The sequence below is a fragment of the Bradyrhizobium sp. Mp27 genome, assembly GCF_029953005.1.
GTDB classification, from domain to species: Bacteria; Pseudomonadota; Alphaproteobacteria; order Rhizobiales; family Xanthobacteraceae; genus Bradyrhizobium; species Bradyrhizobium barranii.
This window is the reverse complement of sequence record NZ_JASAUS010000061.1, coordinates 12,497-37,595: the sequence shown is the minus strand read 5'-3', so window position 1 is coordinate 37,595 and position 25,099 is coordinate 12,497. Positions and strand designations below refer to the sequence as shown.

At 64.7% G+C, this 25,099-nt stretch carries 25 protein-coding genes; 15 read left to right on the top strand and 10 right to left on the bottom strand.

The window, feature by feature from the left end; all coding sequences use genetic code 11:
• Positions 1 to 92: 92 nt before the first annotated feature.
• Both blaOXA and QJT78_RS27110 read left to right on the top strand, forming a co-directional pair.
• Positions 93 to 911, top strand: coding sequence for a class D beta-lactamase (gene blaOXA / locus QJT78_RS27115; protein WP_080586638.1), 819 nt, complete (start codon positions 93 to 95; stop codon positions 909 to 911).
• Between the two features lie 63 nt (positions 912 to 974).
• Positions 975 to 1,631 carry a hypothetical protein gene (locus QJT78_RS27110; RefSeq protein ID WP_028151177.1) on the top strand — a complete coding sequence of 219 codons (657 nt, stop codon included), beginning with the start codon at positions 975 to 977 and terminating at the stop codon, positions 1,629 to 1,631.
• A 189-nt stretch (positions 1,632 to 1,820) separates the two neighbouring features.
• Here the strand turns inward: QJT78_RS27110 and QJT78_RS27105 are convergent, their stop codons facing one another.
• The 3 genes from QJT78_RS27105 to QJT78_RS27095 form a co-directional block, all read right to left on the bottom strand.
• The gene (locus tag QJT78_RS27105; protein ID WP_028151176.1) at positions 1,821 to 2,813 is read right to left on the bottom strand and encodes a dienelactone hydrolase family protein; all 993 of its coding nucleotides are present in this window, start codon (positions 2,811 to 2,813) and stop codon (positions 1,821 to 1,823) included.
• A 181-nt stretch (positions 2,814 to 2,994) separates the two neighbouring features.
• The gene (locus QJT78_RS27100) at positions 2,995 to 3,588 is read right to left on the bottom strand and encodes a hypothetical protein (RefSeq protein ID WP_038943755.1); all 594 of its coding nucleotides are present in this window, start codon (positions 3,586 to 3,588) and stop codon (positions 2,995 to 2,997) included.
• A gap of 143 nt (positions 3,589 to 3,731) precedes the next feature.
• On the bottom strand, positions 3,732 to 4,136 hold the full coding sequence (locus QJT78_RS27095; protein ID WP_028151174.1) for a DUF4260 domain-containing protein: 405 nt from the start codon (positions 4,134 to 4,136) through the stop codon (positions 3,732 to 3,734).
• Positions 4,137 to 4,285: 149 nt separating this feature from the next.
• Here QJT78_RS27095 and QJT78_RS27090 point away from each other — a divergent pair, with 149 nt between their 5' ends.
• Together QJT78_RS27090 and QJT78_RS27085 are read left to right on the top strand one after the other, a co-directional pair.
• Positions 4,286 to 5,818, top strand: a complete 1,533-nt coding sequence (locus QJT78_RS27090) for an acyl-CoA carboxylase subunit beta (protein WP_038943754.1) — start codon at positions 4,286 to 4,288, stop codon at positions 5,816 to 5,818.
• 112 nt (positions 5,819 to 5,930) lie between these two features.
• Positions 5,931 to 6,278, top strand: coding sequence for a hypothetical protein (locus QJT78_RS27085; RefSeq protein ID WP_028151172.1), 348 nt, complete (start codon positions 5,931 to 5,933; stop codon positions 6,276 to 6,278).
• 104 nt (positions 6,279 to 6,382) lie between these two features.
• Here QJT78_RS27085 and QJT78_RS27080 read toward each other — a convergent pair whose 3' ends face one another.
• Positions 6,383 to 7,039 (bottom strand): glutathione S-transferase family protein, encoded by a 657-nt coding sequence (locus QJT78_RS27080; protein WP_028151171.1) that lies wholly within the window; start codon positions 7,037 to 7,039, stop codon positions 6,383 to 6,385.
• Positions 7,040 to 7,235: 196 nt separating this feature from the next.
• Positions 7,236 to 9,194, bottom strand: a complete 1,959-nt coding sequence (locus tag QJT78_RS27075; RefSeq protein ID WP_028151170.1) for an alpha/beta hydrolase domain-containing protein — start codon at positions 9,192 to 9,194, stop codon at positions 7,236 to 7,238.
• A gap of 106 nt (positions 9,195 to 9,300) precedes the next feature.
• On the opposite strand from QJT78_RS27075, the gene QJT78_RS27070 reads away from it, so the two are divergent.
• On the top strand, positions 9,301 to 9,615 hold the full coding sequence (locus QJT78_RS27070; protein ID WP_028151169.1) for a hypothetical protein: 315 nt from the start codon (positions 9,301 to 9,303) through the stop codon (positions 9,613 to 9,615).
• A 121-nt stretch (positions 9,616 to 9,736) separates the two neighbouring features.
• Positions 9,737 to 10,018 (top strand): hypothetical protein, encoded by a 282-nt coding sequence (locus QJT78_RS27065; protein ID WP_028151168.1) that lies wholly within the window; start codon positions 9,737 to 9,739, stop codon positions 10,016 to 10,018.
• Between the two features lie 148 nt (positions 10,019 to 10,166).
• Here QJT78_RS27065 and QJT78_RS27060 read toward each other — a convergent pair whose 3' ends face one another.
• The 3 genes from QJT78_RS27060 to QJT78_RS27050 all read right to left on the bottom strand — a co-directional run bounded on the left by QJT78_RS27060 (position 10,167) and on the right by QJT78_RS27050 (position 12,587).
• Positions 10,167 to 10,415: a hypothetical protein gene (locus QJT78_RS27060; protein WP_028151167.1), complete on the bottom strand. Its 249-nt coding sequence runs from the start codon at positions 10,413 to 10,415 to the stop codon at positions 10,167 to 10,169.
• 282 nt (positions 10,416 to 10,697) lie between these two features.
• Positions 10,698 to 11,708, bottom strand: a complete 1,011-nt coding sequence (locus tag QJT78_RS27055) for an alpha/beta hydrolase (protein ID WP_028151166.1) — start codon at positions 11,706 to 11,708, stop codon at positions 10,698 to 10,700.
• Positions 11,709 to 11,888: 180 nt separating this feature from the next.
• Positions 11,889 to 12,587: a winged helix-turn-helix domain-containing protein gene (locus QJT78_RS27050; protein ID WP_038943753.1), complete on the bottom strand. Its 699-nt coding sequence runs from the start codon at positions 12,585 to 12,587 to the stop codon at positions 11,889 to 11,891.
• 149 nt (positions 12,588 to 12,736) lie between these two features.
• Here QJT78_RS27050 and QJT78_RS27045 point away from each other — a divergent pair, with 149 nt between their 5' ends.
• The 3 genes from QJT78_RS27045 to QJT78_RS27035 are packed head-to-tail and all read left to right on the top strand — an operon-like array spanning position 12,737 to position 14,280.
• Positions 12,737 to 13,045: an NIPSNAP family protein gene (locus QJT78_RS27045; RefSeq protein ID WP_028151164.1), complete on the top strand. Its 309-nt coding sequence runs from the start codon at positions 12,737 to 12,739 to the stop codon at positions 13,043 to 13,045.
• Between the two features lie 23 nt (positions 13,046 to 13,068).
• Positions 13,069 to 13,419 carry an antibiotic biosynthesis monooxygenase gene (locus QJT78_RS27040; protein ID WP_028151163.1) on the top strand — a complete coding sequence of 117 codons (351 nt, stop codon included), beginning with the start codon at positions 13,069 to 13,071 and terminating at the stop codon, positions 13,417 to 13,419.
• A 51-nt stretch (positions 13,420 to 13,470) separates the two neighbouring features.
• Entirely contained in the window at positions 13,471 to 14,280 is an 810-nt protein-coding gene (locus tag QJT78_RS27035) for an isocitrate lyase/phosphoenolpyruvate mutase family protein (RefSeq protein ID WP_038943752.1), read from the top strand.
• Between the two features lie 162 nt (positions 14,281 to 14,442).
• Here the strand turns inward: QJT78_RS27035 and QJT78_RS27030 are convergent, their stop codons facing one another.
• Complete coding sequence (locus QJT78_RS27030) at positions 14,443 to 14,838, bottom strand: hypothetical protein (RefSeq protein ID WP_038943751.1); 396 nt, start codon at positions 14,836 to 14,838, stop codon at positions 14,443 to 14,445.
• Positions 14,839 to 15,004: 166 nt separating this feature from the next.
• Here QJT78_RS27030 and QJT78_RS27025 point away from each other — a divergent pair, with 166 nt between their 5' ends.
• Entirely contained in the window at positions 15,005 to 15,649 is a 645-nt protein-coding gene (locus QJT78_RS27025; protein WP_028151160.1) for a trimeric intracellular cation channel family protein, read from the top strand.
• A gap of 161 nt (positions 15,650 to 15,810) precedes the next feature.
• Here QJT78_RS27025 and QJT78_RS27020 read toward each other — a convergent pair whose 3' ends face one another.
• The gene (locus QJT78_RS27020) at positions 15,811 to 17,019 is read right to left on the bottom strand and encodes a cytochrome c (protein ID WP_028151159.1); all 1,209 of its coding nucleotides are present in this window, start codon (positions 17,017 to 17,019) and stop codon (positions 15,811 to 15,813) included.
• 272 nt (positions 17,020 to 17,291) lie between these two features.
• Between QJT78_RS27020 and QJT78_RS27015 the strand changes: the two genes are divergently transcribed.
• The 5 genes from QJT78_RS27015 to QJT78_RS26995 all read left to right on the top strand — a co-directional run bounded on the left by QJT78_RS27015 (position 17,292) and on the right by QJT78_RS26995 (position 24,999).
• Positions 17,292 to 20,783 carry an indolepyruvate ferredoxin oxidoreductase family protein gene (locus tag QJT78_RS27015; protein WP_212479135.1) on the top strand — a complete coding sequence of 1,164 codons (3,492 nt, stop codon included), beginning with the start codon at positions 17,292 to 17,294 and terminating at the stop codon, positions 20,781 to 20,783.
• A 480-nt stretch (positions 20,784 to 21,263) separates the two neighbouring features.
• Positions 21,264 to 22,421, top strand: a complete 1,158-nt coding sequence (locus QJT78_RS27010; protein ID WP_038943748.1) for a thiolase domain-containing protein — start codon at positions 21,264 to 21,266, stop codon at positions 22,419 to 22,421.
• Positions 22,421 to 22,810, top strand: coding sequence for a Zn-ribbon domain-containing OB-fold protein (locus tag QJT78_RS27005; RefSeq protein ID WP_028151156.1), 390 nt, complete (start codon positions 22,421 to 22,423; stop codon positions 22,808 to 22,810). Before QJT78_RS27010 ends, QJT78_RS27005 begins: the two co-directional genes overlap by 1 nt.
• A 254-nt stretch (positions 22,811 to 23,064) precedes the next feature.
• On the top strand, positions 23,065 to 23,925 hold the full coding sequence (locus tag QJT78_RS27000) for a MaoC family dehydratase (RefSeq protein ID WP_038952678.1): 861 nt from the start codon (positions 23,065 to 23,067) through the stop codon (positions 23,923 to 23,925).
• A gap of 195 nt (positions 23,926 to 24,120) precedes the next feature.
• Positions 24,121 to 24,999 carry an SDR family oxidoreductase gene (locus QJT78_RS26995; RefSeq protein WP_028151154.1) on the top strand — a complete coding sequence of 293 codons (879 nt, stop codon included), beginning with the start codon at positions 24,121 to 24,123 and terminating at the stop codon, positions 24,997 to 24,999.
• Positions 25,000 to 25,099 lie beyond the last annotated feature (100 nt).

Sequence of the window (25,099 nt, the reverse complement as noted above, 5' to 3'; positions counted from 1 at the left end):
CAAGATCATGCTCAGGAAATAACCTGTCATCGTTTCACCACGATAGCGGCTGCATGGTCGCGGCCATCTTCATTGCTCAACGGATACTGCTCGTGCTGACCCGCCGTTCCACGCTCGGCCTTCTCGCCGCAGCCGCCACCATGCCGCAGCGCGCGTTCGGCCACGTCGCGCCGCCGCGCAACGAGATCCGCGACAGCCTCGCAAAGCGCTTCACCGACCTCGGCACATCAGGCACCTTCGTCGGCTACAAGGTCGAGGACTATCTGATCGTCGCCAGCGACAAGGAACGTTCCGGCGAAGCGAAGCTGCCGGCCTCGACCTTCAAGATCCCGAACTCGCTGATTGCGCTGGAGACCGGCGTCGTCACCGATCCCGACAAGGACGTGTTCCCCTGGGACGGCGTGAAGCGGCCGATCGAGGCCTGGAACAAGGACCACACGATGCGCAGTGCCATCGCGGTCAGCGCCGTGCCGGTCTATCAGGAGATCGCGCGCCGGATCGGGCAAGAGCGGATGCAAAAGTATGTCGACATGTTCGACTACGGCAATCGCGATATCGGCGGCGGCATCGACCAGTTCTGGCTCACCGGCAATTTGCGCATCGACCCGGTCGAGCAGATCGATTTCGTCGACCGGCTGCGCCGCCGCGCGCTGCCGATCAGCAAGCGCAGCCAGGACCTCGTCGCCGACATCCTGCCGGTGACCAAGGTCGGCGACAGCGTCATCCGCGCCAAATCCGGCTTACTCGGCGCCGAGCGCGGCGAACCGTCGCTTGGCTGGATGGTCGGCTGGGCCGAGAAGGGCGAGGCGCACACCGTGTTCGCGCTCAACATGGACTGCAAGGAGCCGCGTCTCGTCGGCGAGCGCATGCCGTTGACGCAAGCCTGCCTTGCCGAGATCGGCGCGATCTAGCTGGCGCGTACGAACCTGCTAGCATCCTTCCGACCAAAGAAAAGAAAAGGTCGGGAGGATAAAATGAGTTCAACGCCACTCTGGCTGTCGTCGCTCACGTTGGCCGCCGTCGGCGGCTGGCTCGCAGCCACGATGTTTGCCGCACCCGCCACCAGCAAGGAGCCGCGCTTTCCGCAGCTCACCATGGACCAGCTCGACGCCAAGCAGAAGCCGCTCGGCGAGCAGATCATGAAGGTGTCGAGCGTCGGCATCGGCGGGCCCTACAATCCGATGATCCGCAGCCCGGTGCTCGGCCAGCGACTGTTCGACCTGTTCTACTATCTGCGCTGGGAAACCTCGGTCCCGACCAAGCTGAACGAGTTCGCGATCCTGATCATCGGGCGGCAGTGGCGCTCGCAGGTGGAATGGTTCGCGCACGCGCCGCTGGCGGCCAAGGCGGGCCTGTCGCCGGATATCATCGCGGAGCTGAAGGCCAACAAGCGGCCGTCGAAAATGGCCGAGGACGAGGCCGTGGTCTACGACTTCGTCACCGAGATCACCACCACCAAGAAGGTTTCCGACGAGACCTACACGCGGGCGAAGAAGGTGTTCAACGATCAGCAGATCGTCGATCTTACCGCGGTTGCCGGCAATTACGTGATGGTCGCGATGCTGCTGGCGATGGCCGAAGAGACGGTGCCGCCGGACAAGCAGGAGCCGTTCAAGCCGGGCGAGCCGTAAGGGCTCGTCGTCGCGAGGAGCTCGCGACAAATTGCGATATCGTAGGGTGGGCAAAGGCGCGCAGCGCCGTGCCCACCATCTCTCCATACGTGATCTATAGTCGGTGGGCACGCTTCCGCCTTCGCTCTTCGAGCTACGGCGGACAAGTCGCTTTGCCCACCCTACGGCATCGGCGCAAGCTGAGCAGTCTCAGCCCAGCTTGAACAGCGCCTGCAAGAACTCCACCACCGCTTTCCGCGACTCCGCGGCGGTCGCGGGGTTGCCGCCGACATGCGGATTGAGCTCGACGCAGGCATCCTTGTAGGTGAAGGGCGCGTTGGTATCGCCGTTCATCAGCACGCCGCCGTCGCCCTCCTTGATATGGCAGTTGCGCACGGTCTGCGCGTTGGCCGACACCGCAACGGTGTTGACGCCGAGCAGGCCGCTGTCGAAGCCGTGCGCGCTGTCGGGGTATTCGGTCAGCACCACATCGCGCCCGGCCGTCTTGAGCCGTCCGACGAACGCCTTGCAGCTCGTCACGGGATTGTAGTCGTCGGGCGTGCCATGGAAGATGCGGATCGGGCGTGTGGCGACGTCGCCGTCGCTTTGATACGTCGTCGAGCAATCCGGATAGAAGGGAATGTAAGCCGCGAACTGCACGCCGGACTTGTTCCAGAGCTTGTTGAAGCGATCGAGGCTCGCATAGAGCGTCGCCTGTCCGCCGCGCGAGAAGCCCATCAGCACGATGCGGTCGGGATCGACGCGGGGATGCTTCGCCAGAATCTCCAGTGAGCGGTAAATGTCGACGATCAGGTTGAGGCGGCCGAGCAGGGCCTGGTTCGGCCCCACCACCGTCAGCCCGCGGCCCGTAAAACCGTCGATCACGAAGGTCGAGATGCCCATGGCGTTGAAAGCGTGCACCCAGGCCTCGGTCGTGGCGCCGACGCCGCTCGAGCCGTGCATCAGCACCACGACGGGAAGTTTGCCGGTGCCCTGCGCGACGCGGAATTCGCCCGCGACCGTCACCGGCTTGCCGGCCACCGCATCGCCGCTGAGGAATTGCTGGTCGGAGAGGGTGAGCGAGGGGATCGGGTAGATCTCGGCGCGGGTGGCGACTTGCTTCGGCAGGGATTGCGCGTTGGCGAGCACGGTTGAAACGCCGAGCGCGATGAGCGTGGCAGCGACGCGGAATGCCGTCGGCATCAAGTCCTCCCTTGTGATTTTCAGGGAGTAGAACAACAGGCCTGCGCGCTGTCAATTTGTCGCGGGACCATCAGCTTCAGCGTCATGGCCGGGCTTGTCCCGGCCATCCACGACCTTCTCGATGGACCACCAAAGAGCGTGGATGCCCGGGACAAGCCCGGGCATGACGACCTCAAATGCCTCAGGCCTTATCGGCCGTCTTCTTCATCAGCGCCTCGTCGATCGCAAAGCCGCCGATCTCGCTCATCGCCTGCGAGATCACGTCGCCCTTGCGTGCAAAGCCGGCGGAGAGGACATCGAACTGGGTGCGTGCCAGACGCAGCACCTCGAGCGGCACCGAGACCACGGTGTCGTTGAAGCTGTCGACTGAGGCGCGCAACGTCTCGAGCTCGGTGGTGAGCTTGCCGATATGGCTTTCCGCATGCTGCATCAGGCCGAGCAGCTTGCCGCGTTCGGCGTCGAACGCGGCGCGCTCGGCCGCCGCGGCCGCGGTCACCTCGGCGAGCTGGGTCGTCAGCGCCGCGATCTGGCTGACCATGGCTTCGGAGGCGAGCGCGGTCGCCTCGCGCAGGTCTACAAGGCGCTTGTTCTCTTCCTGTTGCTCGTGAAACAGCCGTTCGGCCGACATCGCCCGTTGCTTGAGTGATTCGATCAGCGCGGCCGCGCGCAGCAGCATCTCGCCGTTGCGCCCCGACACCATGCTGGCCATCCGCCGCAGGAAGTCGGTGGTTTCGGACGATGAGTTCGGCGGCAGAGGGACGACCGTGGCGGACATGGGTGATGCTTGCAGCCAGACGTGGTGACCGCCGCCGTACCGACTGAGCTCACGCAACATTCGGCGCCTGATCGTGAAGGGAGCAAGCCTGAATCGGCCGGCCCGGTCAACCGGTGGGGGCCGACAAAACGACGGCAATCCCCTCAGGCGTCTTTCTGGCGGCCGATCCGCCCGAGATGGGTGAAGCCGAACCCGGCCGAATATTTCAGGCCGTAGCCGAGCGCCCGGTCGATGCCGATATGGGCGAGCCAGATCATGGCGATGGACAGCGTGAGCGGCGAGGCGAAGCCGAAGCCCAGCGTCAGCAGCGCCACCGGCGCCATGTAGCTGTGGGCGGCATTGTAGACCAGCGCCCCGAATCTGGCGTCGGCCAGGTACGCCAGGAAGCTCAGATCGGGGACGAAGAAGAGCAGGCCGAACACCAGCCACGAGCCGCCCCAGGAGGCGTAGAGCATCACCATGCCCGTAAACAGGGTCAGGCCTTCCAGCCGCAGCAGGATCTTGACGCCGCCGGTCGCCGCGCCGGTCTCGGCCGTTGCTTCATTCATCGTTGTCTCCCAGGCAAAACTTTGTAATTCCTTGCGCTTTGGCGCTGCGGCAAGGCAGCCCTGCGGCGCCGAAAGCGGCTTCCCGGCCCGCAAAATGCCGTGTTAGAACCCCCGGCAATCGCATTTAGGCTAAGAACTGGCGGGAGCAAATGAAGAATATCCTGGACGCCCTTGAAGATCGTCGCGCCGGCGCAAAGCTCGGCGGCGGGGAGAAGCGCATCGAGGCGCAGCACGCCCGCGGCAAGCTGACCGCGCGCGAGCGCATCGAGCTCCTGCTCGACAAGGGATCGTTCGAGGAGTTCGACATGTTCGTCGAACACCGCTCCACCGAGTTCGGCATGGAGAAGAACAAGATCCCCGGCGACGGCGTCGTCACCGGTTGGGGCACCGTTAACGGCCGCAAGACGTTTGTCTTCGCGAAAGACTTCACGGTGTTCGGCGGCTCGCTGTCGGAGACCCATGCGCTGAAGATCACGAAACTCCAGGACATGGCGATGAAGGCGCGGGCGCCCATCATCGGCCTCTATGACGCGGGCGGCGCCCGCATCCAGGAAGGCGTCGCCGCGCTCGCCGGCTATTCCTATGTGTTCCGCCGCAACGTGCTTGCCTCGGGCGTGATCCCGCAGATCTCCGTCATCATGGGCCCCTGCGCCGGCGGCGACGTCTATTCGCCGGCGATGACCGACTTCATCTTCATGGTGAAGAACACCAGCTACATGTTCGTCACCGGCCCCGACGTGGTGAAGACCGTCACCAACGAGGTCGTCACGGCGGAAGAGCTCGGCGGCGCCTCGGTGCACGCCACGCGCTCCTCGATCGCGGACGGCGCCTTCGAGAACGACGTGGAGACGCTCTTGCAGATGCGTCGCCTGATCGACTTCCTGCCGTCCAACAACACCGACGGCGTGCCGGAATGGCCGAGCTTTGACGACATCGGCCGGGTCGACATGTCCCTGGACACGCTGATCCCCGACAATCCAAACAAGCCCTACGACATGAAGGAGCTGATCCTGAAGGTCGTGGACGAGGGCGATTTCTTCGAGATCGCGGATGCCTTCGCCAAGAACATCGTCACCGGCTTTGGCCGCATTGCGGGCCGCACCGTCGGCTTCGTCGCCAACCAGCCGATGGTGCTGGCCGGCGTGCTCGACTCCGACGCTTCGCGCAAGGCCGCGCGCTTCGTCCGTTTCTGCGACGCCTTCAACATCCCGATCGTCACCTTCGTCGACGTGCCGGGCTTCCTGCCGGGCACCGCGCAGGAATATGGCGGCCTGATCAAGCATGGCGCCAAGCTGCTGTTCGCATATTCGCAGTGCACGGTGCCGCTGGTGACGATCATCACCCGCAAGGCCTATGGCGGCGCCTTCGACGTCATGGCCTCCAAGGAGATCGGCGCCGACATGAACTACGCCTGGCCGACCGCCCAGATCGCCGTGATGGGCGCCAAGGGCGCGGTCGAGATCATCTTCCGCGCAGACATCGGCGACCCCGACAAGATCGCCGCGCGCACCAAGGAATACGAAGACCGTTTCCTGTCGCCGTTCATCGCAGCCGAGCGCGGCTACATCGACGACGTCATCATGCCGCACTCGACCCGCAAGCGGATCGCGCGGGCGCTGGCGATGCTGAAGGACAAGAAGGTGGAGACGCCGGCGAAGAAGCACGACAATTTGCCGTTGTGAGGCCTCGTAGCCCGGATGGAGCGTAGCGAAATCCGGGGTCTTGCCTTAGTCCCGCATGTCGCTGCGCTCATGCGGACGACTGGTTTCTTCTGATTTGGCAATCTCGATCCAAATGACCGAAGACGATCTGACCGACGAGATTTCGGACATCGAAGCGCGGATCGAGGCGCTGGCCGAGATCGCCGAGCGGTGCCGGAAGTACATCCTGGCGTCGAAGATCGCCATCGGCGGTGGTGCGGCGCTATTGTTGATCACGATCCTCGGCTTGTTTGGGACAGGTCTGACCGCGGCGCTCGGATCGATCGCATTGGTGTTGGGTGGGATTGTGTCGCTCGGTTCGAACATCAGCACGTTGCAGCAAACCGAGAGCGCCATCGGTGCTGCGGAGGCGCTTCGCGCGCAACTGATCGGCAGGATCGACCTGCGGGTAGTTGAGGATGCGCCGATGAAGTTGGTGTGAGGCGAAATTCGTAAGGCCGGTTAGCCCCCGCGACCGCGCGAAGCGCAGTTCGCGCGGCGTAACCCACCATCCTTGTTGACGTGCGTTGGCGGATTACGCTTGCGCTAATCCGCCTTACGTTTGGCATCCGCCGCAGCGAAATGCGTCATCTGATCGGCGTGGGCTTTTGCGAACGCCGGACGGCCCGTGGCGCGCGCGACGTAGTCGCGGCAGGCAGGACTGTCCGTCAGCCCGTCGAACTTATCGACGACCCGCAGCACGTCCGACATCAGGATGTCGGCGACGGAAAAGGACCCCGCCAGCCATTCGTGGTCGGCAAGCACCGTCTCCATGTGCTTGAGCCGGAGTTTTAGGAAGTCGTCGACGAACTTCACGGCAGGTGAGCCATCGTCGCTGCCGGTGAACTTGAACATCGTCCAGGGCAGGGCTGGCATCTCCACCGAATTGAGTGCCGCGAACACCCATTCGACCGTGTCGCTGCGGCCGCGCGGATCGGTGGGCATCAGCTTGGCGCTGAGCTCACCCAGATGCAGCAGGATCGCGCCGCTCTCGAAGATCGAGAGGTCGTCGTCGGTCAGCCACGGCACCTGGCCGAACGGCTGGTGCGCGAAATGCGCGGCGTCCCGCGGGCCGAACGGTACACTCGCGACGCGATAGGGCAACGCGGCCTCTTCGAGCGCCCAGCGCACACGAAGGTCGCGCACAAAACCGCGCGGCATCTCGGGAACCCAGTCGAAGGTGGTGAGAGTGAGGTTGGCCATGCGGTGTCTCCCTACTGTCTGGGCATAGGACGGATGAAGGGCGGGCGTTCCGACAGCGTGAGACTTTTTTTCTCCGCGGGCAGCGACCGTAGGGTGGGCAAAGGCGCGCTTGCGCCGTGCCCACCATCTTTTGGCCGACGACAGAAGTGGTGGGCACGCTCCGCTTTGCCCACCCTACGGGGCCACTGGGCTTCGCTCACTGCCCGAGCTTCGCAAGCCTACCTTGCTTCGCGGCCTCGACCGCGCGCTCTGCATCCTCCGGCAGCAGAATCCGCTCCGCCACCTGCCGCGCCGCCTCGCGCCGGACCGCCGCCGCATACGCCCCGTCATCCGCATATCGCTCCGCGATCGACAGCCTGGGATCGTGCACTTCCTTCCGCGCGGCCTCGGTCGGTGCGAACGGAACCACCGCGCCTTGCAACGGATAGAGCGCCGTCGGGCCAAAACCCTGCGCGCGCGGATTCCATGCGGTGTAGGTCGCGCGCGGCACCGCGAGCGCAAGCTGGCGGATACCTGCGATGGCCATGCCGTCATTGTCCGCCTTCGGCACGAACACGGGATAGCGGCCGATCTCCTTGGGCGGCAGCACGCTCTGGTCGGAGAAGGCGGCGAGCGTGTGGATGCCGGCATAGGGCAGGCCGGGGATATCCATCGGCACTGCGCCTTGCGCCGCGACCAGCGTGCCGTGGGCGCGCATGGGGACGCGGCTTGCGGGTGGCTTTGTGCCGTCGCTGATCCAGGCGTTGAGGTCGGTGAGGAGGGCGCGCATAGGCCCGCCCGCATGCATCGGGTTTTGCGGCAGCGACATCGCCGGCACGCCCTTGCGCATCACGTCGGAGGCTTCGGCGAAATGCGGCGTGCCTGAGATCATGTAGGCGCGGACGTTGTCGGGAAGGTCGAGGTGGTTGCCGGCGAGGTCGGTGACGAGCAGCGAGGCGTGCGAGGCCCACCATTCGTGCTCGCTGTCGGTCTGCATCACCTTCGGGCACGTCGCCGAGAGCGCGCAGCGGCGAAGCAGGCCGTCGGTCTTGCCGGAATAGGGATCGCTCAGGCTCGCATAGGTGAAGGGGAACAGATCGGCCTGCCACGCCGGATCCTGCGGATGGCGCGGGTTGCGGCCGGGCTGGCCGAAGCGGACATTGGTCGCCATCCGCCGCGTGCCCGCGACATGCGGCATCAATCCGTCGAACACGGTGCGCCCCGAGAGGTCCTCGTTGAAGCCGAGATAGAGGAAGTCGCGCAGGAAGCGGCCGGATTGCGACACGCCGAAGCCGATGGCGCGGCTGACCGAGGGATGCAGGCCGTTCAGCAGCGGGTTCGCCTGCGTCTCGTCGTGGCGGAGGAAGCTGACGACGTCGCGCACGGCGGCATAGCCCATGCCGAGCGGCACAGGATCGCGCGCGGTGTAGGTGATCTCGTAGAGCGCGCCGGCATCAAAACCGTCGGGCCGGGTGATCTCCACCGTCACAGGATCGACGAGCTTTGCGAGGAGGCCGGAAGGCGTCTGCCGCGCATCGGCCCAGGCGGCGCGCACGGAGACCTTGAGGTCGGCGGCGTCAGTCGCCGGCCAGGTCAGCGTCGCGCGCGCGGGATTGGTCGTGTTGTCGAAGACGATCTCTTCGCGCGCGGGCCCGGTGACGGTCTTCAGCACCGGTGCCGTCATCGCCATCTGGCCGGGCTTCGAGGGGATGTCGCCCTGCCAGCCGACCCAGACCATCGTAAAACCCTGGCGGTGCAGGAAGCCGATGCCGGCGTCGTCGGCCTTGTCGGCATTGTTGGCGCCGGGCTGAGCGGAATCGTCGAACAATTGCGGCGCCAGCTTGCGGCCGCGATTGGGCACCTCGAGCAGCAGCGTGCCGTTGCCGTGAGTGGGATCGGTAGGGCGCAGGATCACGACGTCGGCGGTGGCTGCCACCTTGCCGTCGGAGCTACGCGGCGCGAGCGCGAGGTCGGTGATGACGGCGTTGCGATCGTCGGACGGGTTGAGCGCGAAGGTCGCGCGCGCGGTGATGCGCTCATAGGTGCCGACATCGCCAAAGCTGCGTCCGGCAAAGGCGGGATCGCGCGCGAGGATGTCGAAGCGGACGATTTCGGCGAGCGAGGCCGTGGGCCACAGGCAGGTGATCGCAACGAGGCCCGTGATGATCCTGCGCATGGCCGTTCCTTCCCTTGTCGGCGCGATCCGAATGTTCTGTCGCGCGGGCTTTTTGTTGCCGCCACTATAACCGTCTATGCTGCGGCCAAACAACGGGAGGAAACACATGCCTGCTGCCTACTTCGTCGTTCGCGCCACCGTCACCGACGCCAGCAAGCGCGCCGCCTTCGACACATGGTACGAGACCGCGCATGTGCCCGACGCGGTGAAGGCGTTCGGCGTAGCTAAGGCCTGGCGGTTCTGGAGCCTGGACGATCCCTCGCTGCATCAGGCGATGTATCAGTTCGATGACGAGGCCAAGCTGGCTGCGATGCTCAAGGGCGATGCGTTGAAGCAGCTCGTCGCCGATTTCAATCGCGACTGGCCCGACGTGAAGCGCACGCGCGAGACGCTGGTGCTGGCGCAGGAGTTTGGAACGTAGCCGTAGTCTGCTTGTCCCTGACACCCATGTCATGAACCTGAAGATGCGATTCAGCTTTCGTTCATGTCGTGACCGCGACACTCCCTCTGCATCACTTGCTCGATAGCCTAGAGGACATGTCATGGAGCGTCGGAACTTTTTGAAACTTGCATTCGGCGTCGCGGCTGGAGCCGCAACGTTGACCGCGACCGCACAAGCTGCACCGTTGGCGCCGCAGCCGCTCGGTGATCCCGCGCGCGCGCCGCAAGGCAATCCCGACGCTCGTCCCGCCGTCACCACCAGTGAGGAGACCGCGCAGCTCAAGCCCGAGCTGGTGCATTGGCATGGCCACCACCGCCATTGGGGCTGGCGCCACCGCCACTGGGGTTGGCATCGCCGGCGCTGGCACCGCCACCACTGGTAAGCTCGGCACAAGCCAGGCCTTGAACGGGGATCGCGATTGCGGTCCCCGTTTTGATTCTGAGCTGGCGGATGCGACGCTAGGCGTTCAAAACGAAAATGGCCGCGCAGGCTTTCGCCGCACGGCCATCTCGCAAGACGAAAAGGTCAGATCAGATCGGGCGGCACCGGCCACCCCACCAACGGAAGCCATACGGGCAGACGCGGGCGCGGGGCACGACGACGACCGGCGGAGCAACCACCACGGGGGCGGGCCGCACAACGACCGCACCGCGCATCGGGCGGCAGCCGCCATAGGCGCCGCGGTACCAGCCGGGGCCGCAGCCGCCGGCGGCGCTGGCCGCCTCGCTGAAACCGACGACCGCGCTGGCGAGCATGACGGCGGCAAACAAGTATTTCATGAGATCTTCCTCTTGTCCTTGGGCAGGTTTTTGGAGCGCTTGCGGCGCACAATGAATCAAAAGACACGATTCGACACGTTAAATTTGGGGACGTGCCGACACGTCGCGATCCAAACATGCCAATCATGACCTGAATGCGGCATGAACATTCTCCGCATGCGGCTTCCGGCGACAGCAATGGCGCTGGAGCGCCGTCCCGATGGAATCGGAACGGGGCTCCAGGTTCTTTGTTCTGACGCGTTTTCTTGACTCGAACCGGTATCCGCTTCGCTCGAAAACGCTCTAGCGGCCGAGAAAGCCCAGCACCAATTCCTTGTACTTCTCCGGCGCCTCCAGGAAGACGAGGTGGCCAGTGTCCGCGATCACCTCGGCCCGCGCATTCGGCATCTTGGCCGCAAGCGCTTTCGCCAGCTCCGCGTTCTGGCCCATTTTCGCGCGCAATGCCTCCGGCGCGTTCGGACGGCCCGGCGCGTTGTGATCGTTGGCGCCCATGATGAACAGCGTCGGCTCGGTGATCAACGCGACCTCGTGCGCGACCGGCTCGCGATAGATCATCTGGCCGGAGCTGACGTAGGCGCGCAGCCAGCGCGGATAGTCCGGGCTGCCCTTGATGTTGAAGCGGGCATCGACGAACGGCGTGATCGCGTCGGGCGGCAGCTTGATCGCGTAGTTGGTCTGGAGCTGCTTGCGATAGCCGTCGGGTGTGAGCTTGTCCTCGCTCTCGATGATCTTCTCGGTCGGCGTCGGCGGCACATAGAGACGGTAGTCTTCCAGCCCGATCGGTGCGGTCAGCACGAGATGGGCGACGCGGTCCGGATAGGCGCGGGCGATGCGCACGCCCAGCATGCCGCCGAGCGAATGCGCGACGACCTCGGCTTTGTCGATCTTGAGATGATCGAGCAGCGCAATGGTGTTGCGCGCCAGCGTGTCGAAGTGCAATTCGCCTTGCGGCTTGGAGGATTTGCCGAAGCCGATCTGGTCCGGCACCACGACGCGGAAGCCTGCCTCGCTCAGCATCTTGATGACGGGCGCCCAGTAGCTCGACGGAAAATTGCGCCCGTGCAGCAGCACGACGGTGCGGCCGTTCGGCCGCTCGGGCGCGACGTCCATATAGGCCATGCTGAGCTGCTCGCCGTCATTGACGACAGGCAGCAGATGCACGGGATACGGATAGGCAAAGCCTTCGAGCGCGATGCCATAGGGCTCGCGCGGGGTGGTGTCGGCGGCGTGGGCGGACGTGAACGGGGAAGCGAGGAGGGCTGCGGCGAGAGTCGCGCGAAGGATATAGCTCATGGAGGGCTCAGAGTAATGGTTGAAGCTGGGAGACACGACCTCCGTCATGCCCGGGCCTGTCCCGGGCATCCACGTGGTTCGGCGAGAACTGCACTAAAGGCGTGGACGGCCGGGTCAAGCCCGGCCATGACGGAAGCCGTGGTTCACACGCAAACGTGCGATCTCACGCACCTGGCGTGATCAATCCTTCCCGGTCCCGAACAGCGTCGCAAACTGCTTCTCGCCGGTACGGGTGAAGTTCACCACGCGGCTGCCGGGCGCGGCGTCGCGCGCGGCCCATTTCAGCTCGGCGAAACGCTGCATCATGGCGGCGCCCAGCGTGCCGGCGAGATGATGGCGCCGCTCGCTCCAGTCCAGGCAGGCCTTGCACACCGGACGGCGCGGATGGGTGAGCATGTCGGGCGAGATCTGCAAATGCTTTGCGAGGAAGCGCTCGCCCTCGGCCGTCAGCTCGATGTCCTGCTTCTTCTGCCTGACCAGGTTTCGTGTGCGTAGACTGTCGAGCATCTGCACGCCGAGATCGCCGGCGAGGTGGTCGTAGCAGATCCGCGCGCGCCGCAGCGCCGGATCTTTCGGCCCGGTGCGCACGCGCATGTGGCCGGTGCGCGCGGCAAGCCCCGCAAGTCCCTCGAGCACGCCGGCGACGTCATCGTCAGTGAGGCGATAGTAGCGGTGGCGGCCCTGCTTCTCCGGCTCGATCAGCCCGCCGGCCTCGAGCTTGGCCAGATGCGAGCTCGCGGTCTGCGGCGTGATGCCGGCCTCCTGCGCCAGCTCGCTCGCGGTGAGCGCGCGGCCGTTCATCAGCGCGGTGAGCATGTTGGCGCGGGCGGGGTCGCCGACCAGCGAGGCAATCATGGCGATGTCAGGACCTGATTTCATGCTTCGATGGTAGCCGAAGCATTGCGGTGGGGCAAGGACGTAGTCTGTCCCTGCGAACACGTCATTGCGAGCGAAGCGAAGCAATCTAGTTGCTTCAGCGGCGACGGTGTTGCTCGCGCTTGCCGCAATGAAAAATCAGGGAGCCCACGATGTCCGTCACCGTCTTCATCCGCTACCAGCTCGATCCCTTCAAGCGCGCGCAGTTCGAGGAGTACTCGAAGCGCTGGCTCACCATCATCCCGAAATGCGGCGGCGACCTGATCGGCTATTTCATGCCGCATGAGGGCACCAACAACATCGCGTTTGCGCTGATCACCTTCGAGAGTCTGGCCGCCTATGAGGCCTATCGCGCCCGGTTGCGGCAGGACGCAGACGGCATGGCCAACTTCCATTTTGCCGAGGAGAACAAATTCATCCTTGCGGAAGAGCGCACCTTCCTGCGCAAGGTGGTATTATAGGCCATCAACGATAGGAGACGCCCATGATTGCCGTGATTTTCGAAGTCTGGCCCAAGCCGGAACATCGCCAGGACTACTTCGACCTCGCGGCCGACCTGAAGCCGATCCTGCAAACCATCGATGGCTTCATCTCGGTCGAGCGCTTCGAAAGCCTGACCGAGAAGGGCAAGATTCTGTCGGTGTCGTTCTGGCGGGACGAGGCGGCGGTTCAGGCGTGGCGCAACACGATGGAGCACCGGCGCACGCAGGCGAAGGGCAGGGCGAAGATCTTTGCCGATTATCACCTGCGCATCGCCAGCGTCATCCGCGACTACGGCATGAATGATCGCGAGCAGGCGCCGAAGGACAGCCGCGCCGTGCACGATGCGCACTAGCGTTTGCATTTGCGCGCGCTTATGTCTGCGCGGCCAACAAGGGAGAGAAACATGCATGTGACAACCGCTGACAAGCGCGCGACGTTCAAGACGATGCACGAGAGCGGCTGCTTCATCCTGCCCAATCCGGTCGACGTCGGCAGCGCCAAGGCGTTGCAGCATCTCGGTTTCAAGGCACTGGCCTCATCGAGCGCGGGCTTTGCCTGGACCATCGGCAAGGCCGACAACCACGTCACGGTCGACGACGTCTGTCAGCATCTGGCAGCATTGTGCTCGGCCGTCGACATCCCCGTGAATGCGGATTTCGAGGGCGGGTTTGCCGTCGAGCCGGACAAGGTCGCGGACAATGTCGAGCGCGGTGTGCGCACCGGCGTCGCCGGCCTCTCGATCGAGGATTCCACCGGCGACAAGGACAAGCCGCTCTACGAGCGCGCGCTGGCGGTCGAGCGCATCAAGGCCTCGCGCAAGGCGATCGGCGACAGCGGAACGCTGCTGGTCGGCCGGTGCGAGGCGTATCTGTGGGGCGTGACCGACCTCAAGCTCGTCATCGACCGGCTCACGGCCTATGTGGAGGCAGGCGCCGATTGCCTCTACGCGCCGGGCCTGAAGACGCGCGGGGACATCGCCGCGGTGGTGAAGGCTGTCGCACCAAAGCCGTTCAACCTGCTGATCGGCGCGTCCGGCCTGTCCTTGCAGGAGGCCGCCGACCTCGGCGTGCGCCGCATCAGCGTCGGCGGCTCGCTCGCCCGCGCCGCCTGGGGCGGCTTCATGCGCGCCGCGAAGGAGATGGCGGAGAAGGGGACCTTTACGGAGCTCGGCACCGGCTATTCCGGCGGCGAACTCAACAAGATGTTCAGCTAAACGAAAAGCGGCGGGATGTGAGGTCCCGCCGCTCTCTCATGCTCTCGGTGTCATGCCCCGCGTAAGCGGGCCATCCAGTACGCCGCGGCCTCTCGATTCAATCTCCGCCGCTGGTGGAATACTGGGTCGCCCGGTCAAGCCGGGCGACGACACATGTTGTCGTTACTTCGCGCCCTCAGACGGGGCGGCCGGATCTGGCGCCGCCGGCTTGCTCGGGGCAGCACCCGTGGTCACGCCGGGTCCGGTGTTGTTGCGCGGCGTCACGTCGCGCATGCCGGAAGGCGCGGCCGGATTCGCAGGCGGAGCCTGCTGCGCGGTCTGCGTTGCCGGCGTGTTGCTGGCCTGGTTGCCGGTGCTCGTGTTGTTCAGTCCGTAGAACACGGCACCCAGTACCAAGGCGATCGCCACTGCGAACAAGGCTACCTTGCCGCTGGAGGCGGGGCCTTCGCCAAGCTCGGGATCGGCCTGAAGCTCGGCATCCCGTCGCGCCGCACGGACATACTCATCATCGGCGAGATTCGGGCGATACGGATCGTTGGGAAAACGGTCGTCAGCCATCGATTTTGTCTCCTCGATTATTGCGGCTGGACAACCGCTAGATGCGAGAATCTGTTCCGCCCTCCTTAGTGCTTTCGTCGCATGTTGCCCTTGCGCGAGGAATCGGGAACCTGTTCATTTTGGAACCGTGCGTGTCGGTTCCATCGATGGGGAAGGGAACAAGGCGATGTGGAGCTTGCCGCCGAGCGATAGCGTGCTGCATCTGTTGTCGCTGGTCGCGGTCGCAGCGCAAGGCATGACCGCCGCGCTCGCGGCCGGCCGCCGGAGCATGGACTGGCTCGGCGTCTGCTTCCTCGGCTGTATCACCGCGCTCGGCGGCGGCACCTTGCGCGATCTCTTCCTCGGGCACTATCCGCTGGCCTGGGTCGCTCATCCCATCTATCTCGCACTCGCCGGCGGCGCGGCCTTCCTCACCATCCTGATCGCGCGGCTCGTACACCGGCTGAAGGTGGCCTTCATCGTGCTCGATGCCATCGGTCTCGTCGTCTTCACCATGGCCGGCTGCGACATCGCCTGGCAGACGAATGCCGCGCTGCCGATCGTCATCGTCTCCGGCATGGTGACCGGCTGCGCGGGCGGGGTGCTGCGCGACGTGCTCTGCAACGACGTGCCGCTGCTGTTCCGCTCCGAGCTCTACGCGACCGTTTCGGTCGCGACCGGCCTGTTCTACGCCACCGCCTTCGGCTTGAAGCTCAACGCGGAGCTCTGGACGATCTTGACGTTTGTCCTCGGCGTCAGCTTCCGCCTGCTCGCGGTGCGCTACAAATGGGAGATGCCGAAATTCGTGTTCACGGAAGGCGAGGAGCGGTAGGGCTTACTTCGCCTTTCGTAGAGTTTGAGCGCTATCGCATCCACGGCGTCATGGCCGGGCCTGTCCAGGCCATCCACGACCTTTGCCACGGCACGAAAGAACGTGGATGCCCGGGACAAGCCCGGGCATGACGACCTCTGGTGAATACTGAGGAGCGTGAACTACGGCTCCTTCCGCGCCTTCGCCACCTGCGCCGCGGTCACCAGCGGCGCGGCGTTGCCCCAGGAATTGCGGATGTAGTTCGTCACGGCGGCGATCTCTGCGTCGGACAATTGCTTGGCATAGCCGGGCATCTCGCCGGTGTTGGGCGCGCGTGGCGTCGTCACGGTGTGGGCGCCGTCGAGGATGATGCGCAAGCTGGAGGACGGATTGACCGATTGCAGAAGCGCGTTGCCGGGCAGCGGCGGATAGATGCGCGGCGCGCCGGAGCCGTCGGCTTCATGGCACGCGATGCAGAGCTTTGCGTAGACGGCCTGGCCGGCCTTCATCTCGGCATCGTCGGGCGGCGTCACGATCGTCTCGCGCCGCGACGCTGGCAGGCTCTTCAAGTAGACCGCGATGGCGCGCACATCGGCATCGCTCATCTTCGAGGTCGAGCCGACGACCACCTCGGCCATCAGCCCGCCGGCATGGCTTTTGACGTTTCGCCCGCTTTGCAGATATTCGGTGATGTCCTCGACGCTCCACGACTTCAGCCCGGTGCGCGCGGCGCCATCGAGCCTTGGTGCGTACCAGCCGCCGACTTCGTTGCCCGACAGCGCCTGCGCAGTTTTGTCCGCGCCGAAATAGTTCTTCGGCGTGTGGCAGGCGCCGCAATGGCCGAGCCCGGTGACGAGATAGCCGCCCCTGTTCCACGCCGCGCTCTGGTTCTGGTCCGGCTCGAACAGGGCGGGCTTGAAATACATCGCGTTCCAGAGCCGCATCAGGCCGCGATAGCCGAACGGCCAGCGCAGCTCCGGCGGCTTGTTGCGGCTCGCGACGGGCGCCAGCGTTCCGAGATAGGCCCGGATCGCCAGCGTGTCGTCCTTCGTCATCTTCGTGAAATAGGGATAGGGGAAGGCCGGGTAATAGTTCGAGCCGTCGGGCGCGACGCCGGTGCGCACCGCGCGGGTGAAATCGGCGTCGGTCCAGGCGCCGATCCCGGTGTCACGATCCGGCGTCAGGTTCGGCGCGTAGATCGCGCCGAAGGGCGTATCGATGCGCTTTCCGCCCGCGAATGGCTTTGCCGGATCGGCGGTGTGGCAGCTCGCGCAGTCGCCGGCCTCGACCAGCGCCTTGCCATAGGCGATCAGCTCCGGCGATGGCTCGGCGGCGCGGGCCGTGCTCGCAATTGCACTGCACAATGCGACAACAGCCAGAATCATTCGCATCGAAAGCCTCCCCTGCGACCAATCGCCCGGATAGGAGCCTCACGTCGTTTCGCGACGGCGGGGGTATGGTGACACAAATTGAAAATGCTTGATGCCTTTGCAGCCACGAAATTGCGATTTTTACCCGGCGCTTCCTTTGGTCCAGATTTGTGATGCGGAGCGTTAAATATCCGACATAGAGTGGCAGAGGTGGTCGGCGCGCCCTAGCTAAAAACAACGGGCAGGCAACGGCTTAAGTGGCCAAACGCTCAAAGGGGCGGAAGAGGACAAGAATGGGTATCAACCAGGGTCCGATCAGTCTCGACCAGAAATACACCCAGGAAACCGGACACGTCTTCACCACGGGCATCCAGGCCCTGGTCCGGTTGCCAATGGCCCAGATCCGGCGCGACCGCGCCAACGGCCTCAACACCGCGGGCTTCATTTCCGGCTATCGCGGCTCGCCGCTTGGCGGCTATGACCAGCAGCTCTTCGCGGCGCGAAAGCATCTCGAGCAGTACAACATCAAGTTCCAGCCCGGCGTGAACGAGGATCTGGCGGCGACCGCCGTGTGGGGCTCGCAGCAGCTCAACCTCTCGCCCGGCGCCAAATATGATGGCGTCGTCGGCATCTGGTACGGCAAGGGCCCCGGCGTCGATCGCTGCGGCGACGTGTTCCGCCACGGCAATGCCGCCGGCTCGGCCAAGAACGGCGGCGTGCTGTGTCTGGCCGGCGACGACCACGGTGCAAAATCCTCCACCGTTCCGCATCAGTCAGACCACGCCTTCATGTCGGCGCTGATGCCTTATCTCTATCCGTCCAGCATCCACGAGATGATCGAGATGGGCCTGCTCGGCATCGCGATGTCGCGCTATTCGGGCTGCTGGGTCGGCATGAAGGTGATCACGGAGACGGTGGAGACCACCGCCGAGATCGACCTCACCGACGAGATGAAGCCGTTCATCATCCCGCCCGATTTCGAGCTGCCGCCCGGTGGCCTCAATCTGCGCTGGCCCGACGACCGCTTCGAGCAGGACCGCCGCCTCCAGGACTACAAGGGCTTTGCCGCGATCGCCTTTGCGCGCGCCAACAAGGTCAACCGCGTCACCATGGATTCGCCGAACGCCCGCTTCGGCATCATGGCGTCGGGCAAGAGCTATGAGGACGTCCGCCAGGCTCTGCGCGAGCTCGGGATCACCGAGGAGGTCGCCGCCAAGATCGGGCTTCGCCTCTACAAGATCGGCATGCCTTGGCCGCTGGAGCCGGAAGGCGTACGTCAGTTTGCAGTCGGCCTCGAAGAGATCTTCATCATCGAGGAGCGGCGCGAGATCGTCGAGAACCAGGTCAAGCAGGAGCTATTCAACTGGCGCGACGACGTCCGCCCGCGCATCGTCGGCAAGATGGACGAGCACGACAAGCGCTTCCTGACCTTCGCCGCCGAGCTCAGCGTCGCCTCGCTTGCGACCTCGCTCACCGAGCGGCTACTCCGACTTAATCTCAACCCTGAAATCGCGGAGATGCTCCGCGCCAAGGCCGACTGGTTCAACGGCCGCCAGGCGACCCAGATGCAAGCGACAGCGCCTGTTTCTCGCGTCCCGTATTTCTGCTCCGGCTGTCCCCACAACACGTCCACCAAGGTCCCCGAAGGCAGCCGCGCGCTCGCCGGCATCGGCTGCCACTTCATGGCGCTGTGGATGGATCGCTCGACCGAGACGTTCACGCATATGGGCGGCGAGGGCGTGCCGTGGGTCGGCATCGCGCCCTTCACCAACGAGAACCACATCTTCGCCAATCTCGGCGACGGCACCTACTTCCACTCGGGCCTTCTCGCCATCCGGCAGGCGGTGGCTTCCAAGACCAACATCACCTACAAGATCCTCTACAACGACGCCGTCGCCATGACGGGCGGCCAGCGCCATGACGGCGATCTCTCGCCGCAGCAGATTACGTTCCAGCTCCACGCCGAAGGCATCCGCGAGATCTATCTGGTCTCGGAGGCGCCCGACACCTATCCGGCCGACACCATCGCGCCCGGCGTGAAGAAGTATCACCGCGACGAACTCGACAACGTCATGAAGATGTGTCGCGAGTACAAGGGCACCTCGGCGATCGTCTTCGTGCAGACCTGCGCCGCCGAAAAGCGCCGCCGCCGCAAGCGCGGCCTGATGGAGGATCCCGCACGCCGCGTCATGATCAACCCGGCGGTGTGCGAGGGCTGCGGCGACTGCTCGGTGCAGTCGAACTGCATCTCGGTCGAGCCCTTGGAGACCGAGTTCGGCCGCAAGCGCGCCATCAACCAGTCGTCCTGCAACAAGGACTATTCCTGCGTGAAGGGCTTCTGCCCGTCCTTCGTCACCGTGGACGGCGGCAAGCCGCGTCACCGCGCGCCGGCCGATCTCGGTGAGATCGGCGAGCTACCGGAGCCCGCGTCTCGGCCGATGCTGGACAAGCCCTACAACATCGCCGTCGGCGGTGTCGGCGGCACCGGCGTGCTCACCATCGGTGCGCTGCTCGGCATGGCCGCGCATATCGAGGGCAAGGCCTCGATGATCCTCGACATGTCTGGCCTTGCGCAAAAGGGCGGGGCGGTGCTCAGCCACGTCCGCCTGTCCGATCATCCGGCCGAGGTGACCTGCTCGCGCATCGTCACCGGGACGGCCGACGTGGTGCTCGCCGCCGACGAGGTGGTCGCGGTCGCCAAGGATACGATCTCGCTCTGCGACACCAGCCGCACCCGCGGCATCATCAACAGCCACGTCATCCCCACCGCCGACTTCGTCCTCAACCGCGACTTCAACTTCCAGACCCGCAAGCTGAACGGCTTGCTGGAGACGGCGCTGCACAAGGACTCGGTATTCTTCGATTTCACCAAGCCGGCCGAGCAGCTGCTTGGCGACAGCATCGCCACCAACATGATGATGATGGGTTATGCCTATCAAAAGGGGCTGTTCCCGCTGTCGGCTGAAGCGATCGAGCAGGCCATCGAGATCAACGGCGTCTCGATCAAGATGAATAAGGAAGCCTTCCGCCTCGGCCGCCTCGCGGTCGCCGATCCCCAGCGCCTCGCCGACATGCTGAAGGGGACCGACGAGGTGGTTGCGCCGAAGACGCTCGACGCGATGACGCTGGATGAGGTCGTCGCGCATCGCGCCAAGCACCTGACCGCCTACCAGAGCGGCCGCCTGGCAAAACGCTATCGCAAGCTGGTCGACCAGGTTCGCGATGCCGCCAAGCAGGGCGGTTATGACGATGCGCTGTCGCGCGCGGTCGCCGTGAACTACGCCAAGCTCCTGGCCTACAAGGACGAATACGAGGTTGCGCGCCTCTACACCGATGGTGCTTTCGAGCAGCAGCTCCGCGACCAGTTCGAGGGCGACTTCAAGTTCAACTTCAACCTGGCTCCGCCGATCCTCAGCAGTGGTGTCGACGCGCTGGGACGCCCGAAGAAGCGCGCCTTCGGCCCATGGATGCTGAAGGCATTCAGGGTGCTCGCGAAATTCAAGTTCCTGCGCGGCACGCCGCTCGACATCTTCGGCCACAGCGCCGACCGCAAGCTCGAGCGCGATCTGATCGTGGGCTACGAGAAGGACGTCGCCACCGTGCTCGGCCTGCTCTCGCCGGTCACCGTCGACACCGCCGTCGAGCTCTTGTCACTGCCCGATCGCATCCGCGGCTACGGCCCGGTCAAGGAGAAGGCGGTTACTGAGGCCAAGACGCGCTACGCCCAGCTCGCAGCCGACCTCGCGAGCCCACCGCCCGCGCCAAGGCAGATCGCGGCGGAGTAGGGCGGTCTCGACGCGAACGCAATGCGTAGTGGTGGGTCAGCCCTGCCGATGCGCCAAGCGCATCTGCTCGGCGTAACCCACCACCTCTCCGTCCACGTGGAAAGCAAAGAGGTGGGTTACACCTTCGGCTAACCCACCCTACGATTTCTTCTTTGAAATCAACCAGCGTCCTACTGTGCATGGGGTTGTTTTCGCGAAAAAAGAAAATCGCTTGTGCCGTCGGGCAAAACACCTTTAGGATTTTGCTTGTTATTGCGAGCGTAGCGAAGCAATCCAGAAATACATCCGCGGAAAGACTCCTGGATTGCTTCGCTGCGCTCGCAATGACGACGCGGAGGCAGACGGGCGTTCCATGACCGTCGCCACTTGCGCCAACGCGCTGCCCTCTCGCCCGACGGAATATTTCCGCGCTTGCCAAGCTGGTCCCCGCGGTTCAGAAAAACGGAGCAAGAAGAAACGCGAGCGCGGAGACCTGACGTTTTGACCATCAAGGGCAAGGCCTACATTGCCGGGATCTACGAACACCCGACCCGGCATGCGCCGGACAAATCCACCGCCCAGCTCCATGCCGAGGTCGCCAAGGGCGCGATCGAGGATGCCGGGCTCTCCAAGGACGATGTCGACGGCTATTTCTGCGCCGGCGATGCGCCGGGCGGCGCCTGGCCGATGGTCGATTATCTCGGCCTGAACACCAAAAAACTCCGCCACGTCGATTCCACCGAGACCGGCGGCTGTTCCTACATCATCCATCTCGGCCACGCCGCTGAAGCCATCGCGGCCGGCAAGTGCTCGATCGCGCTGATCACGCTCGCCGGCAAGCCGCGCACCGGCGTGATGCCGCCGCGCGCAGCCGGCGCGGAGGCCGATTTCGAGTCTGCTTACGGTGCGACCACGCACAATGCCTATGGCATGTGTGCCATGCGCCACATGCACGACTATGGCACCACCAGCGAGCAGCTCGCCTGGATCAAGGTCGCGGCCTCGCATCACGCGCAATACAATCCGCATGCGATGCTCAAGGACGTCGTCACCGTCGAGGACGTCCTGAATTCGCCGATGATCTCCGATCCGCTGCACCGCATGGATTGCTGTGTCGTCTCCGATGGCGGCGGCGCGCTGATCGTGACGACGCCGGAGATCGCCAAGAGCCTGAAGAAGCCGCTGGTCAAGCTGATCGGCCATGGCGAGGCGATGAAGGGCCCGCGCGGCGGCAAGGATCTCGATCTCACTTACTCCGCCGGCATCTGGTCCGGCCCGCGCGCCTTCGAGGAAGCCGGCATCACGCCGCAGGACATCAAATACGCCTCGATCTACGACAGCTTCACCATCACCGTGCTGATGCAGCTCGAGGACCTCGGCTTCTGCAAGAAGGGCGAGGGCGGCAAGTTCGTTGCCGACGGCAACCTGATCTCGGGCGTCGGCAAGCTGCCGTTCAACACCGACGGCGGCGGCCTCTGCAGCAACCATCCCGTCAATCGCGGCGGCATGACCAAGATCATCGAGGCCGTCAGGCAGCTGCGCGGCGAGGCGCATCCGAAGGTGCAGGTCAAGAATTGCGATCTCGCCATCGCCCACGGCACCGGCGGCCTTCTGGGCGTTCGGCACGCCGCTTCGACGGCCATTCTGGAGCGCGTGTGATGAGCGAAGCGAAAAAGTATCTGGCACCGGTGACCAATCCGGAGACCGCAGCGTTCTGGGATGCGGCCAAGCAGGGCAAGTTCATGATCAAGCGCTGCACCGCCTGCGGCGAAGCGCATTACTTTCCGCGCTCGATCTGCCCGTTCTGCTACTCCGACAAGACGGTGTGGGAGGAGGCTTCGGGCGAGGGCACGATCTATACGTGGAGCCTGATGCGGAAGTCGCCGACCGGCCCCTATGCGATCGGCTACGTCACACTGAAGGAGGGGCCGTCGGTGCAGACCAACTTCGTCGACTGCGATCTCGAGAAGCTCAAGATCGGCCAGAAGGTGAAGGTGGTGTTCAAGCCGACGGATGGCGCGCCGCTGCCGTTCTTCACGCCGGCGTAATTTCTTCCTTCCCCCCTTGTGGGGGAAGGTGGCATAGGCCGCCTCCGGCGGCCGTTCTAAAAATGGACGCCGAAGCGAAGCTTCGGCTACGGCGCCGGATGAGGGGTATCGCTCCACAGAGAGGCTTTTTCTGAGGAGCCAACCCCTCACCCGAATGAGTTTGCCGCACGGCTCTCGCGGCCCTCTCCCACAAGGGGAGAGGGCGCATTAACGAGCGCCGCTGCTTGCGGAGAGACCGGGAGGAAACCAGAAAAATGTCCGCCAGATACGAAGAACTCAAAGGCCTCAAAAATCTCGGCCAGAAATATTCCTATGGTGATCGCGAGGTCATGCTTTACGCCTACGGCATCGGCCTCGGCGCCGATCCGATGGACGAGAAGGAGCTCGCCTTCGTCAACGAGGGCACGTTCACGCCGCGGCCCCTAAAGGTGGTGCCGACCTTTGCGTCCGTCGCGGCCTGGGGGTCGGGGCCCGGCGAGATGAACCTCAACCGCGTCATGGTGGTCGACGGCGAGCGCGACATCACCTTCCATCAGCCTCTGCCGGTGGCTGCAAACATCACGGCGGACTCCTCGGTTGTCGAAGTCTACGACAAGGGCAAGGACAAGGGCGTCGTCATCAGCCACCAGACCGTGCTCAAGAACGAGAAGGGCGAGAAGCTGGCAACGCTCGTCGCCTCGCGCTTCGCCCGCGGCGACGGCGGCTTTGGCGGGCCGAACCTGACCCAGCCCGATCCGCACAAGATACCCGCGCGGAGCCCCGACAGGACCATCGATATCGTCACGCGCCCCGACCAGGCACTGGTCTATCGCCTCTGCGGCGACCGCAACCCGCTGCACAGCGATCCCGAGTTCGCCAAGAAGGCCGGCTTCCCGCGCCCGATCCTGCACGGCATGTGCACCTACGGCATCACCTGCCGCGGCGTGCTCCAGACCTATGCCGACTACGACGCCTCTGCTTTCCGCCAGCACGTCGCGCGGTTCTCATCGCCCGTCTATCCCGGCGAGACCGTGACGATGGACCTCTGGAAGGACGGCAACACCATCTCGTTCGAGGCCAAGGTGAAGTCGCGCGGCGTCACCGTGATCAAGAACGGCAAGACGGTGCTGGGTTAGGGACGCACCGGCGTTTCACTCCCTCGCCCCGCTCGCGGGGAGAGGGTGGGGTGAGGGGGAGTCTCCGCAGAGACGGTGATAGACGAGTTCGCGGAGGCTCCCCCTCACCCTGAAATCAAGTGGTGCTTGATTTCAGGCCTCTCCCCGCACGCGGGGAGAGGCGAAGCAAGAAAACAAAAACAGGGAGAGGCCACCATGGGACTACTCGACGGCAAGGTTGCGCTGATCACCGGCGCAGGCGGGGGGCTCGGTGAGGCCTACGCAAAACTGTTCGCGCGGGAAGGGGCGTCCGTCGTCGTCAACGATCTCGGCGGTCCCCGTGACGGCTCCGGCGCCGACAAGTCGATGGCGCAGCTCGTGGTGGACGCGATCAAGGCCGAGGGCGGCAAGGCGGTCGCCAACGGCGCCGACATCTCCACCATGGAGGGCGGCCAGTCGGTGTTCGACGACGCCATCAAGCATTTCGGCCGCGCCGATATCCTCGTCAACAATGCCGGTATCTTGCGCGATCAGACCTTCGCCAAGGCGTCCGAATCCGACTGGGACAAGGTCATCAAGGTGCACCTGAAGGGCACCTTTTGTTGCACCATGCCGGTGTTTCGCTGGATGCGGGAAAACGGCGGCGGCGTCATCGTCAACACCTCCTCGACATCAGGGCTGATCGGCAATTTCGGCCAGACCAATTACGGCGCGGCCAAGGGCGGCATCTGGGGCCTGTCCAACGTGCTGGCGATCGAGGGGCGGAAGTACAACATCCGGATCTGGACATTGGCCCCGGGCGCCCTGACCCGCATGACCGCAGACCTGCCCCGCTATAAGGAGAACCCCGGTGCGGCGCTGGGGCCGGACGGCATCGCGCCGGCCGTGCTATACATGGTCAGCGACTTGTCGGGCGACCAGACCGGCAAGGTGCTGGGTGTGTCCGGGCCCCGCGGCGTGCGCGAAATGCGGATGATGGAAATGGAAGGCTGGAAACCGCCGCACTCGGGCTGGAACGCCCAGGACATCGTCGATCATGCCAGGGAGATCTTCTTCTCCGAGGAGCAGATCAAGATGGGGGCGCGGAGGTTTTAGCCACACTGTCATTCCGGGGCGCGACGAAGTCGCGAGCCCGGAATCCATAGCCACCAGCCGGGGTTATGGATTCCGGGCCTGTCCCTTCGGGCCATCCCGG